Origin of the sequence: Streptomyces sp. NPDC051020 (assembly GCF_040683105.1) — a bacterium.
Lineage (GTDB): Bacteria > Actinomycetota > Actinomycetes > Streptomycetales > Streptomycetaceae > Streptomyces.
The window spans coordinates 1-14,769 of sequence record NZ_JBFBCG010000068.1; the positions used below are offsets into that span (position 1 = coordinate 1).

Genomic DNA, 14,769 nt, shown 5'->3' on the forward strand with positions numbered 1-14,769 from the left:
ACCCGGAAGCTAAGCCTTTCAGCGCCGATGGTACTGCAGGGGGGACCCTGTGGGAGAGTAGGACGCCGCCGAACAATTATTCCGGGAAAGCCCCGCACCTCTGGTGCGGGGCTTTTCTGCGTTCACGATGCATTGCTCAATCCGACGGCGACCATATGTACGGGGTCGTTGTGTTCACTGCGTGAAAACCGAGGCGGCGCAGGATCGGTGCGCTGTTGTCGGACGCGTCCACGTGGAGATACCTGACTCCGCGGGCTGCCGCGATGTCGGCGCGGGCGGCGACCAGCGCGCGATAGATGCCGCGTCCTCGCCAGGCGGAGAGTTACGAATTCGATTGCTTGTGGACGGAGGGCCGGGGAGGATCCGTCTATGGACTATGTGATTCGCCCTGTACGCGCCGAGGAATGGGCGCTGGTCAAGGACATACGGCTCGTCGCCCTGCAGGATCCCGCGGCTCCGGTGGCGTTTGTGGAGACGTACGAGCAGGGCGTGGCTCAGCCCGACGAGTTCTGGCAGGGGCGCGCGGCCGGTGCAGCGGAGTCCAGTGGCGACGAGGTGCGCCAGTTCATCGCCGAGGCACCTGACGGGAGTTGGGCCGGCACGATCAGCGTGTTCATCGAGCGACCGGGCGAGGACCCGCGGTTCGGTGAGCCCGCCAAGGTTCACCAGGCCCATGTGGTCGGGGTCTTTGTGCGGCCCGAGGCGCGGGGCAGCGGGCTGGCCGACCAGCTGTTCCGGGCCGGGGTCGACTGGGCGTGGTCACTGGGCGAGCCGCGGATCGAACGAGTACGTCTCTATGTGCACGAGTCCAACCCGCGGGCCAGTGCGTTCTACCGCCGGTTCGGTTTCGTACCGACCGGGGAGACCGTCCCCGAGCCGGGCGATCCGACGGCGCTGGACCTGGAGTACGAGATCGTCCGTCCCGTCTGATGGCGTGCAGCGCCCGCCCCGGCCAGCTGGGCCTGTCCGCGCGCCCTCTTAGAGCGGGGACGACCAGCGGGCCCGGGCCTGTTCCTTCGAGCGGAGCAGGGCGAGCGTCGGCAGGCCCTGGTCCTGGCCGGTCGACAGCAGTTCAGGAAGTTGGGGGAGTGGTGCCACAGCCGCGACGTCGTCGAGGACCAAGGCCATTGGTGGGTCGAGCCGACCGTCAGTTGACCGTGCGGCCATGCGGCGGCCGTGCTCGACCACGTGTGAGGCGAGGGCGGTGAGCAGGGGCATCGCGCCCGGTGCGGAGCGCGGGTCCTCGATGGGTTCACCGACCACATAAAGCGTGCCCCCTTCGCCGGCAAAAGATTCCAGGACCAGCGAATCGGCTCGGTTCGGTGTGCAGGCCTCACGGATGTGGATCGAGGAGAGCGCGGCGAACGCCCGTACCGTCAGCTCCTGGGCCATTTCACGCCGTTCGGGATGACCGGTCAGCGAGGACTCCAGCAGGCCGGCGAGCCCGGAGGCCGCCTTGGAGTGGGTACGGAGCAGGCGTACGGGTTCATGGGCGTTGCCGCCGAGGGCCCAGCGGTGGACCTGGCGGAACGGGCGACCGTCTATGGCTGCGGCGTGCAGCCAGCACTGGAGCAGGGTCTCCGCGGTCTCGGCCGTCATCGCGTCGATACGGGCCTGCGGCCGGACCGGGGCGAGGAGTGCGGCGGCGCGGGCGGCTGCCGTATCGGGCTGTTCGCATCCGGCGGTGGGGGACCAGTGGAGGCGTGCCGGGGTGTCGCAGAGGTGGCCGGGGTCGTAGACCAGCACCGGGCCGAGTTTGGCGCGGGCGTCCTTCGTCTCCGCCCAGACGGTGGGGTCCGAGGTGATGACGAGGGCGGGGCCGTCCGCCTCCTGGATGGCCTGGATGACCGTGGGGCGGCGGGTGGCGGCCGGGCCGTAGACGACGAGAGGTGTGCGGGGGGAGGGGACGGCCGGGGCGAGGAGAGGGGACGCGAGGTCCTCGATGGATTCGGTCGGTGCCGGGGTGGCCGTGGGCGTGGGGATGGCCGCGGGAGCGGGGAGCGGCGCGGGGGCGGAGACGTCCACCTCGGTGGACTCCTCGCGCCTCGGGTGCGCCGCGTGTCTCGCGTAACGCTCCTCGGAGCGCTCCTCGCGACGCTCTTCCCGCCGACGTACTCGTACCGCGCGCCAGCGTGCCACCACGCCCATCACGAACACTGTCAGCACCATGAGCACCATGAGTTCGCCTATGAAGAGGCCCCAGAACAGCCCGTACCCGGAGAGCTCGTCCGCCGGGGTGTCGGGCCAGGCCGCCGGGATGTCGTGCGGGGACGCCGCCAGCCGGCGCATGGCGAGCGGCGTCTCGGTGAAGGTGACGCCCTTCGGCCACGCGCCGTGCGCGAACAGCCCGGACAGCCCGGTGGCCGTCCAGGCCAGGACGGCCAGCCCGAGCAGGAAGCCCAGCAGGCCGACCAGCAGACCGTCCGGGATTCCGCCGGTGCTCGGACCGGTCTGCTGCTCCGTACGCCCTGCCATGTCATGCCACCGTTGACTCGGACGACTCGTTCAGCCGTTGTTGGTGCTCGATGTGTGCCGCGCGCTGTTCGGTCTCCCGTTCCGCGGCCCGTACGTCCTCCGGCAGCAGATCGGCCGCGGACGACTCGGTCATCGCACGGTCGGTGAAGACCAGTGGTCGTTCTGCTTCGGTGATCAGGTGTTTGACGACCTGGACGTTGCCGTTGACGTCCCATACCGCGATGCCGGGGGTGAGGGTGGGGATGATCTCGACCGCCCAGCGGGGCAGGCCGAGGACGCGCCCGGTCGCTCGGGCCTCGTCTGCCTTCTGCGCGTAGATCGTCCGGGTCGACGCCATCTTGAGGATCGCCGCCGCCTCGCGTGCCGCGGCCCCGTCGACCACGTCGCTGAGGTGGTGGACGACGGCGACGAACGACAGGCCCAGCCGTCGGCCGAACTTCAGCAGCCGTTGGAAGAGCTGGGCGACGAACGGCGAGTTGATGATGTGCCAGGCCTCTTCGACCAGGAAGATGCGCTTCTTGCGGTCGGGCCTGATCCAGGTGTGTTCCAGCCAGACGCCGACGATCGCCATCAGGATCGGCATCGCGATCGAGTTCCGGTCGATGTGCGAGAGGTCGAAGACGATCAGGGGCGCGTCCAGGTCGATGCCGGCGGAAGTCGGGCCGTCGAACATGCCGCGCAGGTCACCGTCGACGAGCCGGTCCAGGACGAGGGCGACGTCGAGGCCCCAGGCGCGCACGTCGTCTATGTCGACGTTCATCGCCTCGGCGGACTCGGGTTCCGGGTGGCGCAGTTGCTCGACGATGTCAGTCAGTACGGGCTGCCGGTCGTCGATCGTCTGGTTGACGTAGGCGTGCGCGACCTTCAGCGCGAAGCCGGACCGTTCGTCGAGGCCGTGGCCCATCGCGACTTCGATGATGGTACGGAGCAGGGCGAGCTGGCCCGTCGTAGTGATCGACGGGTCCAGCGGGTTGAGCCGGATGCCGCCGTTCAGGGCTGCGGTCGGGTCGAGGCGGATGGGGGTGAGGCCGAGTTCCTGGGCGATGAGGTTCCACTCGCCGACGCCGTCCTCGCCCTGGGCGTCGAGGACGACGACCTGGCGGTCGCGGAAGCGGAGCTGGCGGAGCACGTACGTCTTCTCCAGCGCGGACTTGCCGTTGCCCGATTCGCCGAGCACCAGCCAGTGCGGGGCGGGGAGCTGCTGCCCGTACAGCTGGAAGGGGTCGTAGATGTATCCCTTGCCGGAGTACACCTCGCGGCCGATGATCACGCCGGAGTCGCCGAGACCGGGCGCGGCAGTGGGCAGATACACCGCCTGCGCCTGGCCGGTGGAGGTACGCACGGGCAGTCTGGTCGTCTCCACCTTCCCGAAGAGGAAGGAGGTGAAGGCATCCGACAACGCGGACAGCGGATCTCGCATGGCGTGACTGCCCTCTCGGTTAGCGACGGATGCCGGTGGCGAACGGCAGGGTGTTCACAAAGGCGCGATGGTGCTCGCGGTCGCACCACTCGAGCTTCAGATACGACTTGCCGGCCGAGGCCCGGATCGTCCGCTTGTCACGGGCGAGGGACTCGGGTGATCGCGACGACACGGTGATGTACCCCACAAGATTCACTCCGGCCGCGCCGCTCGCGAGATCTTCACCCCGCTGGTCGAGCCTGCCGTGGGCGGCGATGTCGCGGGGGTCGACGGTCCGGTTCATCTTGGCCTGGCGGCTCGCCTCGGCCTCGTCGTTCGTCTTCTCCGTGAGCATCCGCTCGATGGCGATCTCGGTCGGTTCGAGGTCCATGCAGACCGCGACCGTACGGATGACGTCCGGGGTGTGGACGAGGAGCGGGGCGAGGAAGTTGACGCCGACGGGCGTCATCGGCCATTCCTTCACCCACGCCGTGGCGTGGCACCAGGGCGCACGTGTCGTCGACTCGCGGGTCTTGGCCTGCAGGTACGTCGGCTCGACCGCGTCCAGTTCGGCGGGCCAGGCGTTGCGCTTCGTCATCGCCTGGATGTGGTCGATGGGGTGGTCGGGGTCATACATCGAGTGCACGAGGGAGGCGAGCCGGCTCTGGCCGAGCGGCTGGCGCACCCGGATGTCGGCCTCGGCAAGACGGGCGCAGATGTCGGTCAGTTCGCGCGCCATGACGACGGCGAGCCCCGCGTCCCGGTCGAGCTTGCGGCCTGCCTGGGGGCGGGCGGCGCGGGCCATGGCGTTTGCCTCGGCGGCCAGTTCGCGGTTGAAGTGCATGCACGCGACGAGGTAGGCGCGGTGCTGTTCGCTGGAGGTGGAGACCATCGACTGGAGCTGGTCGTACGACTCCTGCAGCCAGCCCGGGGCCGCCTTGTCGCCACGCTGGGCGACGTCCTTCGCGTGCGCGTCGGGGTCGGCGGGCAGGGTGCGGGCCAGCATCTGAATACGGGTCACGAAACCGTCGCCGTTCGCCACATGCTTCAGCAGGGTGCCGAACCGGTCGACCAGCGCCTCCTGGTCCTCGCTGTCGCGGAGTCCGACGCCGGGACCCTCGATCTCGATCGCCGCGGTGACGGTGCGACGGTCGGCGTGCAGCAGTACGGCGATCTCGTCCGGGCCGAAGGGCGCGGCGAGCCAGTTGATGCGGCCGATGCCCGGAGGCGGTCCGATCTCGACCTCACGGCCGTCGCCCCGTACGCCCGCTTCCATGGCGGCGGAGCGGTAGGTGGCACCCCGGCGCACGGACCGCCTGAAACTGCGATTGATTTCGAACCATTTGTAGAAGGTGCGGTGCTTGTACGGGACGTACACGATCGCCAGCGCCAGCAGCGGGAAGCCCGTGAGCAGCACGATCCGCAGGGACAGGACGGGGACGATCAGCCCGCTCATCATGCCGAGGAACGCGCCGACGATGATCAGCGCGATCTCGCCGGTCTCGCGGTTCTTGCCGACGATCGCGTTCGGCCGGGCCCGGCCGATGAGATACGTACGGCGGGGCGCGACCGGATGGGACTGGGTCGTCAACGCCCTCCACCTCCTGTGCTGTTGTTACCTGAATTGCCTGTACCGCCGCCGTGGTTGACGCGGCTGCTGTGCGGGGTGCCGGACGTGGGTCCCGATCCGCTGCGGGGCGGAGGAGCGGCGGAGGGGACAGATCCGCCCCCGCTCCCGCCGGTGTTGCGGGAACTGTGCGCGGCCACACCGCCGCTGACCGGGTTGGCGGGTCTGCCGCCGCTGTTGCCGCCGCCCTGTCCGCCGTTGTCGCCGCCGCTCCGGCTGCTGTGGGTCTTGATGCCCTGGGAGACGAGAGCGGCGGGGGAGCTGATCAGAGCTGCGGCCTGGGCGCCGTCGGTGGCCTGCTTGCGGTTGGTACGGGCACCCTGGATCTCGTCGCCGAAGCCGGGAACGAAGCGGTAGATCATCGCCGAGGCGAAGATCGCCAGGAGGATGATGGCGAGCCCGGAGACGACGGCGGAGAACGCGTTCGGGCCCCCGTCGGAGGAGAGCGCGCCGGCCAGCCCGAGCACGATGACGATGACCGGCTTCACCATGATCACAGCGATCATGATGCCCGCCCAGCGGCGGACATGGCCCCACATGTTCTTGTCGACGAGCCCCGAGTAGACGACGACGCCGAGCAGCGCGCCGACGTAGAGCAGGGCGGCCCGGATCACGAGCTCCAGCCAGAGCACGCCCGCGGCGAGGATCGACACGAGCGAGACGACGATCAGCATGATCGGCCCGCCGCCGATGTCGGAGCCCTTGCTCAGCGCCTCGGCGAACGAACCGAAGAAGACATCGGTCTGCCCGCCGGAGGACGACGCGATGACGTCCGTGACCCCGTCGGTCGCCGACACGACCGTGTAGAGGATGAGCGGCGTGAACGCGGACGCGAGGACGGTCAGCCAGAGGAACCCGACAGCCTCGGAGATCGCCGTGGCCACCGGAACGCCACGGATGGCACGCTTGGCGACGGCGAGCAGCCAGAGGACGAGAGTGAGCACGGTGGAGGCGGCGAAGATGACCGCGTACTGCTGGAGGAACTTGGGGTTGGTGAAGTCGACGTCCGCGGTGCCTTTGACCGCGTCGCTGAGCTTGCCGACGATCCAGGCCGCGGCGTCGGCGCAGCCGCGGGCGAGGGAGGAGAGGGGGTCGAGGGCGTTGGTGGCGTCGTCGGGGGAGGTGGTTTTGGGGGTGCCTGCGTCGCCGTTTTCGCAGTAGTCCTTGGCGAGGCCGACGATGAGGTCGCAGGCGTTGTTGCTCTTACTCGGAGACGGGCTCGGCGTCGGGCTCGGTGCTGCGGTGGCACGGGGCGCCATGAGGACGATCGCGGCTGGGATGTTTCCCAGAACGGACGCGACAGAGATCGCATGGGATCGACGGCTAGCGGGCATAGGTGAAGCCTCCGTACTGCTCAACCGCACCGGCGATGTCGTCTGCAGTCGATGCCCGGTTGTCGCCGCTGACTGGTGTCGGGCCTTCTGCCTGGTTCGACGACTCGATCTTCCAGTCGTTCCCGACCCATTTCAGGTTCTCGGTGATGGTGAACCAGGTCTCGGTGACGGGCTTGGTGGAGCCTTGACCGGCCATCCCGACAAGGCCTGTGCACCAGACCTCGACGGTGGCTGTGTCCCCGGTCTGCTTGGTCACTTTGGTGCCCACCGGCACGGTCCGGGAGACGAACGTCAGTCCACTGGGTGTGCTGCCGTCTTCGTTCAAACCGACGTTGGTGAAGAGGCTTGCGGAGTATGCCTTGTCCATGTCGGCTTGGAGACGGTCGACCACAGCCGGGTCGTGGGTGGCTTGCAGGATCCCCCGGCGTGCGGCGGCGTTGAACATGTCCGCAGAACCGAGTGCTACGGCGTAATTAGTTGCAGCACTCTGCGCACCCTGCTCGTCGTGCGCGAACCCCGACGCGATCGTGCCGTTCTTCCCCGTCACCGGCTTCGTGCCCGTAGCCGCCGTGGGCGCCGCCCCCGCCTTGCTGCCGCCGCTCCCGCCCGAGGCGCCGCCGTCGTCACCGCCACCGCCCAAGTTCGCGAACGCGATAGCCGCGATAAGCAGGACGACCACGCCGACCACCATGATCAGGGACCGTGAACTGCGGGCCGGCCGACGGGATCCGCCGTAGCCGTCGCCGCCCTCGCCGTCAGGAAATCGTGTACGGGTCTGGCGCGTTCCGCCGATGGTGCTGTATCCATCGTCCGTACGGCCTGAGCCCGAGTCGCTTCCGTAGCCGTGGTCGTTGCCGACACTCATGCTGCGTAGGCCCCCTCAACCGTGTGCGATTCCGCGTAGTACGACGGTAGCCGTGCTGGTTCCCGCGCGGGCGCGGTGTGGTGACTCGACATCAGAGAGACGCAACCTCTGCCGGTGGGCACGACGGACGGATGGGATGGAAGCGGAACGGGGGGCGGTGGCAGCCTCCCCCGAGCAGGCTGATGGACGGTTAGATGGCCATCCCGTAGACGATGGTGAACAGGGTGCCCAGTGATCCAATGATGAACACACCAGTCAGACCGGCAACGATCAGACCCTTGCCCTGTTCTGCGCTGAACGTGTCGCGCAACGCCGTCGCGCCGATACGCTGCTTGGCTGCTCCCCAGATGGCGATGCCGAAGCAGAGCAGGATGGCGACGGCCATGACGACCTCGATCATCACCTTGGCTTCGTCGCCCAGGGCTCCGAACGGCCCCCACTTGGGAGCGATGCCGTTGATGATGGTGCTGATACCGCCCTTATCAGGCTCAGCTGCCAGGACCATGTAAGTCACCGCCCCTGTTGGGTAGTTCACTGCCCCCTGCCACATGGCACGGGTCACTCTCTATCTTCGCTGATGAATGCGCCTCGGCACGACGACTTAGCGCCCTCTCTTTCATGGGATCTCGCACGTTTGACCGGTCCGACCGCCCTGACCTGCGGATCGAATCGGTGTGTGACCACATGCATATGATTACTCTGTGTATCACGTGTGGTGACACTGAGCAATCATGGTCATTCGCCACCCTGGCCGAGACTCGCCCTCGGACCCTCCCCGCACCCGTCAGGGCAGGCAGGGTGAGGGGCAGTCAGAGGACGGAGCGGCGGGGGCCCGGCGGGCGGGGCGGTGTCGTCCAGGTCTTCGGTGGCCGGAAGTCGCACCAGGAGCCGTCAAAGGGAAAGGTTCCGGCCTCGGCCAGCCGTGCGACTCTGGTGCCCTCGGCGCGGATGGCGGCTGCTTCATCGGCCGACCAGTAGACGGGGTGGCCGGTTTTTTGGGCGAAGGACTCCTCGTCCTTCCACTGCCAGGACCGGTCCGGCGCGACGTTGATGTCGAGCTCGTGGTCGGCTATGTCGATGTCGTCGCCGTGGTGGACGCGGCGCTCCAGATTCACGTACCAGCCGCGGAACTTTCCCCTGCGGCCGAAGAGCCAGAGCACGGAGTGTGCGGCGCCGGTGGGCTGATAGAAGAGGGCGCTGCTCATCGGCCACCGGTCGGGGACCACCGGATATCCGGTGGCAGGTCGGTCGTCCGGGGCGATGTCCCGGAGGTGTGCGCCTCCCGGGAGCTCCGTGCGCCACATGGGCGCGCCGGTCTCCATCCATACCAGCTGGCCCTTGTCCGTGCGGTCGACGAGACGTACGGGCACCGAGGCGCTCAAGTGGCCGCCGATGAAGAAGTTCCAGTGCAGAATCCGGCCCGGCACGTTGTCCGTGGTGTTGAGCACATGGGCGAGTCGGCTCATGAATCACTCCTTGCGGTCGGAGTCAGTGGTGTGGATGTGCCCGGTTTCGTCTGGTCAGGAACCCGTTCATGCACGTGTGTCGTCGCCGGGGCATCGCGCGTCTCCGGGCTGTACGCGGCGCTGTACCCGGGCGTCCGCAAGCCCCTCCGCGTCAGCGACCGATCCAGCACGAAGGTTCGCGGCCCTGGAGGGCCGGACACGTTCACGCTGCCGAACCGGACCGAGCGCCTTGCGATCCCTCAGCCGCGCCTGGAAACCATCCGCACTGTGGCGACGAGCGCCAAGACCGCCATCCCGGTGAGACTGAGCCCGCAGTTCAGACTCGCCGTGGGAGCGAACTCAATGTCGGTCGCAGCCACAGATGACTTGTTCTCCGGCGAGCCTGACTGAGCGCGTCCATCCACGAACCCCCCTGGGCGAGTCCTGCACTCCGGATGACCTCCCCATATTCGATCTTCACTCAGCATCAGCGCCGGTGAGACACTGCCGCGATGTCGGGATTCACGAGGGATACGAAGTACTACGGCGACCGACTCGTGTACGAGCCGCTGGAGAGCAAGTGGAGCCGCTACCACGCCAACCACTGCGGCTGCGGGCAGGACTGGCTCACTGCCCATGCCATCCCTGCGGGCTTCACCGTGCTGCGCCGGGGCAGGACCGGCTACTACGGGCTGGTCGGGCCAGGGCTGACTGAGGGCGTCAACGAAGAAGAGCTGACCACGAACGCGTTATGGGAGGCCGTCACCGGCACGCCCGGTACCCAGCACTGGTACGAGACAGTGCACGTCGTCTGTCGCAGCGAAGAGTTGGAGGCCGCACGGAAGGCGGAGAACGAACGCATCTATGGCCCCCGCCGCGAGCGAGCCGCGAAGGCGAAGAAGGAGCCGGCCACCGCGCAGTTGAAGTACCTCGCCAGCCTTGTGGAGAAGGTAGGTAAGGAGCAGTTCGACGCCGAGTTCATCAAGGCAGTCAAGGGCACCGACATCAAGTCGCGCGCCCCCCCGGGAACGGACCACCACGGCCGCGAAGCGGCTGACGAAGGCGGCGGCCCGCAAGCTGATCGGCGCTTTGGCCGACCGCTGAGCGCAATCTGATGCGGCATGGCTGCTCCGGTCGGCTATGGCCGCCGCGTTCCTGTCCTCCCCAACCTGAGTCCCGGTAAGGGGTGAGGAAGGAGGCGATACCCATGCCGTGCGGTCCGTACGTGCAGGAGGTGAGCGGGGACGCCGTCGAAAGGCCCCGTCGTGGGTGGGAGCGCTGAGGAGGGTTGAGAAAGATCTGGACCTGGTGGGGTCACTTCTGTCCGTTCCCCCGGGGCCAGCGAACCCCGTTCAAGACCTGCGCGGTTCCTACTCAGCCACATTTGTTGTAGCGAGTGGTGGCGGCGTAGAGCATGCCGACGAGTGGATGTGATCAAGCCAATTCACTGGGTGACTGCGATGGTGGCGGTCTGGGAGGGTGACGGGTTCGGAGGCCGGTTCCGGTAGCCGAATGGAGGCCCGATGATCTGGGGCGCGTGCCGTGGGCTGGGGGTTCCGGTTCCGGAGTCCTGCGGGTATCGACCGCTCGTGCGATTCCGGGCCATGGTCTAGTCCGAATTTGGATCACCCGGTGGTGATGTGCGTTGTAGATCCATGAGTTTCCTGTGAATGATCTGAGCGGCGCATGACACGTTTCGCCTCGGCGGGATGCCACGCGCCGTGTTGTTGTCCAAGGGCTCGGCGCACTGCCTGTGCGTATGCCAGCCGAGCGGTACCGCTGGGCGCTTGGGTGCCGTGAAGAGCAATCAGAAGCAAGGGGTGGGAAACAGGGGCTTCCAGTCAGAGGTCCCGATCAGGCGGCGAGATGGCGTGGGCCCCGCCCGGCACGGAGCCGACACTGTTGGCGATGCCCGACCACGACGTGGCGCTTGCGCCCGTTGATCAGCTTGCCGCCGTCGAAGCCGCGGCTGTCGGCGCCAACGACAGCGTCCGCCTTGACCGACTGGGAGTCGACCACGCCCGCGCTCGGCCCCGGATCCCGCCCGGCCTTCTCGCGGACCTTGCCGCGGAGCCGGTCGTGGAACTCCCGGACCAAGTCCTGGTCGCGCCAGCGGCGGAAGAACGCGCAGCCCAGGACCCCGCCGCCCGCCGCCGCTGACCAGCAGTCACGCCGGCGGCATCCAGGCCGACCTGCGCGTGTCCAAGGTCCGCCCCCGCGTCGTCCCGGTCCCGTACGGCTCCCGGCCGTCGATCTGCCCGGTCCGGGCCTGGCAGGGTCCCTCGCGCAGCGAGCGGACACAGCAGGGCCCCGGGTGGGCGATGACGCCCGGGCCCTGTGCTGATGAGCCAGGGCCGCCGGGGCGGCCCGCCACTCGACGGAGGGACGGGTGGGCCGCCGGTCCTGTCTATGCTCAGGCCCATGGCACTGGAATGGGAACAGATCATCGTCGACTCCGCCGACCCTGTCGCTCTCGGGCGCTGGTGGGCCGAGGCTCTCGGCTGGGTAGTGGTTGACGAATCCGAGGAGATCATCGAGATCCGGCCTGAGCCGGACCAGATGCCGGGGCTGCTCTTCGTGCCTGTCCCCGAGGGCAAGACGTCGAAGAACCGGCTCCACCCCGACTTCCGCCCCGACGACCAGGAGGCCGAGGTCGCCCGGCTGCTCTCCCTCGGTGCCCGGCGCGCCGACACCGTGCAGGACGAGCAGCACTGGGTGACCCTCCTCGACCCGGAGGGCAACGAGTTCTGCGTCCTGAGTGAGCGGAAGAGCTGAGCGGAAGCGCTGGCGGAAGCGCTGAGCGGAGGCCGGGCAGTTGTCCGGGGCCCCGACGTCCCACACAGCAACACGGACAGAATTGACACGGAAGCCGGATGGCGGTGGCGCGGCGCACCCGAGCGGGCCGGCACCGCCGGGTTCGTGCCGCCTGCGGCTCGGTATCGACCCGGATCAGGTAGGCGGCGATCGACGTGAAATACGAGGCGCCCGCCGGGGACTCGGTGGTGTGCCAGGTGGCGCGGGGCGGGTTGCCGGGGGTGTCCATGGCGCCGCCGATGGACTGGTCGCCGAACCGGGTGACCCCGTCGATGTATGCCGGGCCTGATGCGCCGCGCCGCAGGCCCTCCATGCTGGTGGTCAGCTTGTTCGGGTCCGGGGCGTGCACCTGGTACTCGGGGGCGTCGACCGGGACGTACACGTCGAGGTCGCCGTCGTCGCGCAGGACGCAGAACGCGCCGTCCTGGTGGGGGTGCTCCTCGCGGGGGCGCTGATCTGCTCCCTACTGCTGCCTCGTCCGGTGTCATCTCGCCTTGCACGGACGTGGCTCGGAACAGGGGCAGTTGCGGTAGCAGCCTTCCCGCGACGGGACTACGGCAGCCTGCACCGCGCATGGGAGTCCGGTGCAGCCGCTGAAGCAGAGCTTTCAGCGGCTGGAGAGCGGGTACAGCTGCCGCAGCCGTGGTTTCGAGTCCGTCCCCGTAGTGCGACGCTACGTCGTCGGGGAACGCCAGGTCCCGCAGCGCTCAAGCCTAGGTGGGTGGGCGATCAGTGCATGGCAACAAGTCGGCGCTGGTAACGCACGCCGGGACGATCGCCGATGCGGACGTCCCCCACCGCAGTGAACCCGTTGCGTCGGAGCACGGCCATGGACGCCGGATTGTCGAGGGTGGTGACTGCGGTAAGCGCCGAGAGTTGGTATGCCGCGGCGGCCAGGCGGCACACTTCCTCGACCGCGGCCGTTGCCATGCCCCGTCCCGCGGCGCGCTCGCCGATCCGGTAGCCGAGTTCAGCGGTCCCTGCCTCGATGTCCACGAGATTGACGCGGCCGACCAGCTCTCCCCGGTCGTCCACGACGAGATGGAACTGACACACACCGGCGTCCTGTTCGGCGAGCCGTGCACGATGACGAGCGGCGAACTCGGCGAAGAACAGGTCGCCGCGATCCGGCACGGAGCGTGCGAAGTACTCGCGGTTCTCCCGCTCAAAAGCCAGCAAGGCGTGCGCATGGTCGGCCCGTAGTCGCTCCAACGTCAGCATGCGTGACAGCGTACGCACTGCCGATCGCGTCCCCGGCCCAAGGCCGGCAGAGGCGGATGCAGGGAAGGGGGCACCGCAGTGGCCGGGCTGGATGCCGGCACGGAATGGACGGGTACCCGGACCGTCATGCCTGGGCAGCCGGACCGCCTTCGCCACCGAGCTCCGCGAAGTGGTCGAACTCGCCGGCCAGGACGCCCTTGGTGAAGGCCTCCCATTTGGTCCGGGTGGTCGTGACGATGTTGGTCGGGTCGTCGGTCACGCGGAGGCGGACGAGCTCGTCCGGACCGAAGGCGATCTCGATCCAGGGGCCGGGGCCCTCTTCCCCTGCGGGGGCGGCGCGGACCCAGGTGAGGTCGGTGGGGACGGGGCGGTCAGCCATGGCTGGTGCCGTCCTTGACGGTACGGAGGAGGGCGGCCCAGGCAGTGGGGGTGGTGCGGAGTATGGCCCCGGTCGGGTCGCTGCTCTCGATGACGTTGACCGTGTTGTCGTGGGCGGCGACGTGTATGCACGCTTCGCCCTGCGCGCAGTAGGACGACCTCTGCCAGGCGGATGGGGTCATCTCAGTTCCTTTCACAGGTTTTGGGCGATGTTGTGGATAAGTTCTCGCGACTGCTCGGTGCTCAGCGCAGCTGCGTCGAGCCGTTCGAACAGAAGGCGGTACTGCGTCAGCTGGGCTTCGGAGTCGATGAACACCGGGCCGTGGGACTGGTCGAGCTGGGCGGTATCGAGCGCGGGCACCGGTCCGCGCACGTAGTAAAGCGACTGACCCGAGCCCGGGTAATACGTGGCTTCGAAGGGGATCACGCGGATGGTCACGTGGGTCCGTTCACTCGCCTTGAGCAGGTGCTGGAGCTGGGCGCGGGCCACACTCGGGCCCCCGAACCTCATCCGGAGCGCGGCCTCATGAATGACTGCTCGATAGGGGATGACGCCTTCCCCGTACAGCACCGCCTGGCGTTTGACGCGGTATGAGACACGGTGTTCGATCTCCGGCGGTGACATCTCGGGCACTGCTTGCCGGTAGATCTCCCGAGCGTGATCGACAGTCTGCAGCAGCCCAGGGATGTGGATGCTGTGCGCTGCGTGCAGGCTGTTGCCGTAGTGCTCAATCTCGGCGAGGTCGAGGAGTCTGGGCGGCAGGATGTCCCGGTACTCCTCCCACCAGCCACGTTTGCGGTCACCCGTTATGGCGACGAGAGCCTCGATCAGCGCTTGGTCTGTGCACGAGTAGGTGTGGGCCATGACGCGTACGCGGTCGGCGCTCACACCGAATCGCGCCACCTCGATGTTGCTCAGCTGCCCCGAACTGGTGCCGAGGAGATCAGCTGCCTGCGTGGTAGTCATCCCGGCCCGCTCGCGCAGTTTGCGCAGCTCGGCGCCGAGTCGGGTGCGGCGCGCGGTAGGGGCGGACCTGCCTGCCATCTCGAACTCTCCCCAGAAATCTACTGAGTTGGCCTGTCACTCACACGAGTGGATCTCGTCAAGGATTCCGGTCAATGGGTGCAAAGAATCCTTGCTGAAGCCTAGTCTCTGATCCAGGCCTCCGCCCGGAAGTACCCCGCTCGACGGAGCGGTCTCGTCACCGGGC

At 68.1% G+C, this 14,769-nt stretch carries 14 protein-coding genes, 1 rRNA gene and 2 pseudogenes; 4 read left to right on the forward strand and 13 right to left on the reverse strand.

What is annotated here, in order from left to right; all coding sequences use genetic code 11:
• Window positions 1-74 (forward strand): 5S ribosomal RNA (gene rrf, locus AB0N06_RS28970); the annotation flags it as partial.
• 62 nt (window positions 75-136) lie between these two features.
• Here the strand turns inward: rrf and AB0N06_RS28975 are convergent.
• A pseudogene (locus AB0N06_RS28975) lies at window positions 137-322 on the reverse strand (GNAT family N-acetyltransferase); the annotation flags it as partial.
• A 47-nt stretch (window positions 323-369) separates the two neighbouring features.
• Between AB0N06_RS28975 and AB0N06_RS28980 the strand changes: the two are divergent.
• A complete protein-coding gene (locus AB0N06_RS28980; protein WP_366137631.1) occupies window positions 370-930 on the forward strand; it encodes a GNAT family N-acetyltransferase in 561 nt (186 codons plus the stop codon).
• A 48-nt stretch (window positions 931-978) separates the two neighbouring features.
• On the opposite strand, the gene AB0N06_RS28985 is transcribed toward AB0N06_RS28980, so the two are convergent.
• From AB0N06_RS28985 to AB0N06_RS29015, 7 genes are all read right to left on the reverse strand, one after another.
• Window positions 979-2,475, reverse strand: a complete 1,497-nt coding sequence (locus AB0N06_RS28985) for a type IV secretory system conjugative DNA transfer family protein (RefSeq protein ID WP_366137633.1) — start codon at window positions 2,473-2,475, stop codon at window positions 979-981.
• A gap of 1 nt (window position 2,476) precedes the next feature.
• Window positions 2,477-3,895: an ATP-binding protein gene (locus AB0N06_RS28990; protein WP_366137634.1), complete on the reverse strand. Its 1,419-nt coding sequence runs from the start codon at window positions 3,893-3,895 to the stop codon at window positions 2,477-2,479.
• A 19-nt stretch (window positions 3,896-3,914) separates the two neighbouring features.
• Entirely contained in the window at window positions 3,915-5,465 is a 1,551-nt protein-coding gene (locus tag AB0N06_RS28995; RefSeq protein WP_366137635.1) for an SCO6880 family protein, read from the reverse strand.
• A complete protein-coding gene (locus tag AB0N06_RS29000) occupies window positions 5,462-6,835 on the reverse strand; it encodes a hypothetical protein (RefSeq protein ID WP_366137636.1) in 1,374 nt (457 codons plus the stop codon). The genes AB0N06_RS28995 and AB0N06_RS29000 overlap by 4 nt, the downstream gene beginning before the upstream one ends.
• Window positions 6,825-7,700, reverse strand: coding sequence for a hypothetical protein (locus tag AB0N06_RS29005; RefSeq protein ID WP_366137637.1), 876 nt, complete (start codon window positions 7,698-7,700; stop codon window positions 6,825-6,827). The genes AB0N06_RS29000 and AB0N06_RS29005 overlap by 11 nt, the downstream gene beginning before the upstream one ends.
• Before the next feature lie 190 nt (window positions 7,701-7,890).
• Window positions 7,891-8,205, reverse strand: coding sequence for a hypothetical protein (locus tag AB0N06_RS29010; protein WP_366137670.1), 315 nt, complete (start codon window positions 8,203-8,205; stop codon window positions 7,891-7,893).
• A 304-nt stretch (window positions 8,206-8,509) separates the two neighbouring features.
• Entirely contained in the window at window positions 8,510-9,166 is a 657-nt protein-coding gene (locus tag AB0N06_RS29015; RefSeq protein ID WP_366137638.1) for a DUF402 domain-containing protein, read from the reverse strand.
• 491 nt (window positions 9,167-9,657) lie between these two features.
• Between AB0N06_RS29015 and AB0N06_RS29020 the strand changes: the two genes are divergently transcribed.
• Window positions 9,658-10,260 carry a hypothetical protein gene (locus AB0N06_RS29020; protein ID WP_366137641.1) on the forward strand — a complete coding sequence of 201 codons (603 nt, stop codon included), beginning with the start codon at window positions 9,658-9,660 and terminating at the stop codon, window positions 10,258-10,260.
• Between the two features lie 799 nt (window positions 10,261-11,059).
• Here the strand turns inward: AB0N06_RS29020 and AB0N06_RS29025 are convergent.
• Window positions 11,060-11,176, reverse strand: a pseudogene (locus AB0N06_RS29025) (IS5/IS1182 family transposase); the annotation flags it as partial.
• Window positions 11,177-11,566: 390 nt separating this feature from the next.
• On the opposite strand from AB0N06_RS29025, the gene AB0N06_RS29030 reads away from it, so the two are divergent.
• Window positions 11,567-11,920: a VOC family protein gene (locus AB0N06_RS29030; protein ID WP_216372758.1), complete on the forward strand. Its 354-nt coding sequence runs from the start codon at window positions 11,567-11,569 to the stop codon at window positions 11,918-11,920.
• A 768-nt stretch (window positions 11,921-12,688) separates the two neighbouring features.
• Here AB0N06_RS29030 and AB0N06_RS29035 read toward each other — a convergent pair.
• The 4 genes from AB0N06_RS29035 to AB0N06_RS29050 all read right to left on the reverse strand — a co-directional run bounded on the left by AB0N06_RS29035 (window position 12,689) and on the right by AB0N06_RS29050 (window position 14,603).
• Window positions 12,689-13,180 carry a GNAT family N-acetyltransferase gene (locus tag AB0N06_RS29035; protein ID WP_366137642.1) on the reverse strand — a complete coding sequence of 164 codons (492 nt, stop codon included), beginning with the start codon at window positions 13,178-13,180 and terminating at the stop codon, window positions 12,689-12,691.
• Between the two features lie 124 nt (window positions 13,181-13,304).
• Window positions 13,305-13,559, reverse strand: a complete 255-nt coding sequence (locus tag AB0N06_RS29040; RefSeq protein ID WP_366137644.1) for a DUF397 domain-containing protein — start codon at window positions 13,557-13,559, stop codon at window positions 13,305-13,307.
• On the reverse strand, window positions 13,552-13,740 hold the full coding sequence (locus tag AB0N06_RS29045) for a DUF397 domain-containing protein (protein ID WP_366137646.1): 189 nt from the start codon (window positions 13,738-13,740) through the stop codon (window positions 13,552-13,554). The genes AB0N06_RS29040 and AB0N06_RS29045 overlap by 8 nt, the downstream gene beginning before the upstream one ends.
• An 11-nt stretch (window positions 13,741-13,751) precedes the next feature.
• Window positions 13,752-14,603, reverse strand: coding sequence for a helix-turn-helix transcriptional regulator (locus AB0N06_RS29050; protein ID WP_366137647.1), 852 nt, complete (start codon window positions 14,601-14,603; stop codon window positions 13,752-13,754).
• Between the last annotated feature and the right edge of the window lie 166 nt (window positions 14,604-14,769).

Excerpts from the sequence above, each read along its gene's own strand:
- AB0N06_RS28980 (WP_366137631.1), top strand. The coding sequence starts at position 370 with ATGGACTATGTGATTCGCCCTGTACGCGCCGAGGAATGGGCGCTGGTC.
- AB0N06_RS28985 (WP_366137633.1), bottom strand. The coding sequence starts at position 2,475 with ATGGCAGGGCGTACGGAGCAGCAGACCGGTCCGAGCACCGGCGGAATC.
- AB0N06_RS28990 (WP_366137634.1), bottom strand. The coding sequence starts at position 3,895 with ATGCGAGATCCGCTGTCCGCGTTGTCGGATGCCTTCACCTCCTTCCTC.
- AB0N06_RS29000 (WP_366137636.1), bottom strand. The coding sequence starts at position 6,835 with ATGCCCGCTAGCCGTCGATCCCATGCGATCTCTGTCGCGTCCGTTCTG.
- AB0N06_RS29005 (WP_366137637.1), bottom strand. The coding sequence starts at position 7,700 with ATGAGTGTCGGCAACGACCACGGCTACGGAAGCGACTCGGGCTCAGGC.
- AB0N06_RS29010 (WP_366137670.1), bottom strand. The coding sequence starts at position 8,205 with ATGGTCCTGGCAGCTGAGCCTGATAAGGGCGGTATCAGCACCATCATC.
- AB0N06_RS29015 (WP_366137638.1), bottom strand. The coding sequence starts at position 9,166 with ATGAGCCGACTCGCCCATGTGCTCAACACCACGGACAACGTGCCGGGC.
- AB0N06_RS29020 (WP_366137641.1), top strand. The coding sequence starts at position 9,658 with ATGTCGGGATTCACGAGGGATACGAAGTACTACGGCGACCGACTCGTG.
- AB0N06_RS29030 (WP_216372758.1), top strand. The coding sequence starts at position 11,567 with ATGGCACTGGAATGGGAACAGATCATCGTCGACTCCGCCGACCCTGTC.
- AB0N06_RS29035 (WP_366137642.1), bottom strand. The coding sequence starts at position 13,180 with ATGCTGACGTTGGAGCGACTACGGGCCGACCATGCGCACGCCTTGCTG.
- AB0N06_RS29040 (WP_366137644.1), bottom strand. The coding sequence starts at position 13,559 with ATGGCTGACCGCCCCGTCCCCACCGACCTCACCTGGGTCCGCGCCGCC.
- AB0N06_RS29045 (WP_366137646.1), bottom strand. The coding sequence starts at position 13,740 with ATGACCCCATCCGCCTGGCAGAGGTCGTCCTACTGCGCGCAGGGCGAA.
- AB0N06_RS29050 (WP_366137647.1), bottom strand. The coding sequence starts at position 14,603 with ATGGCAGGCAGGTCCGCCCCTACCGCGCGCCGCACCCGACTCGGCGCC.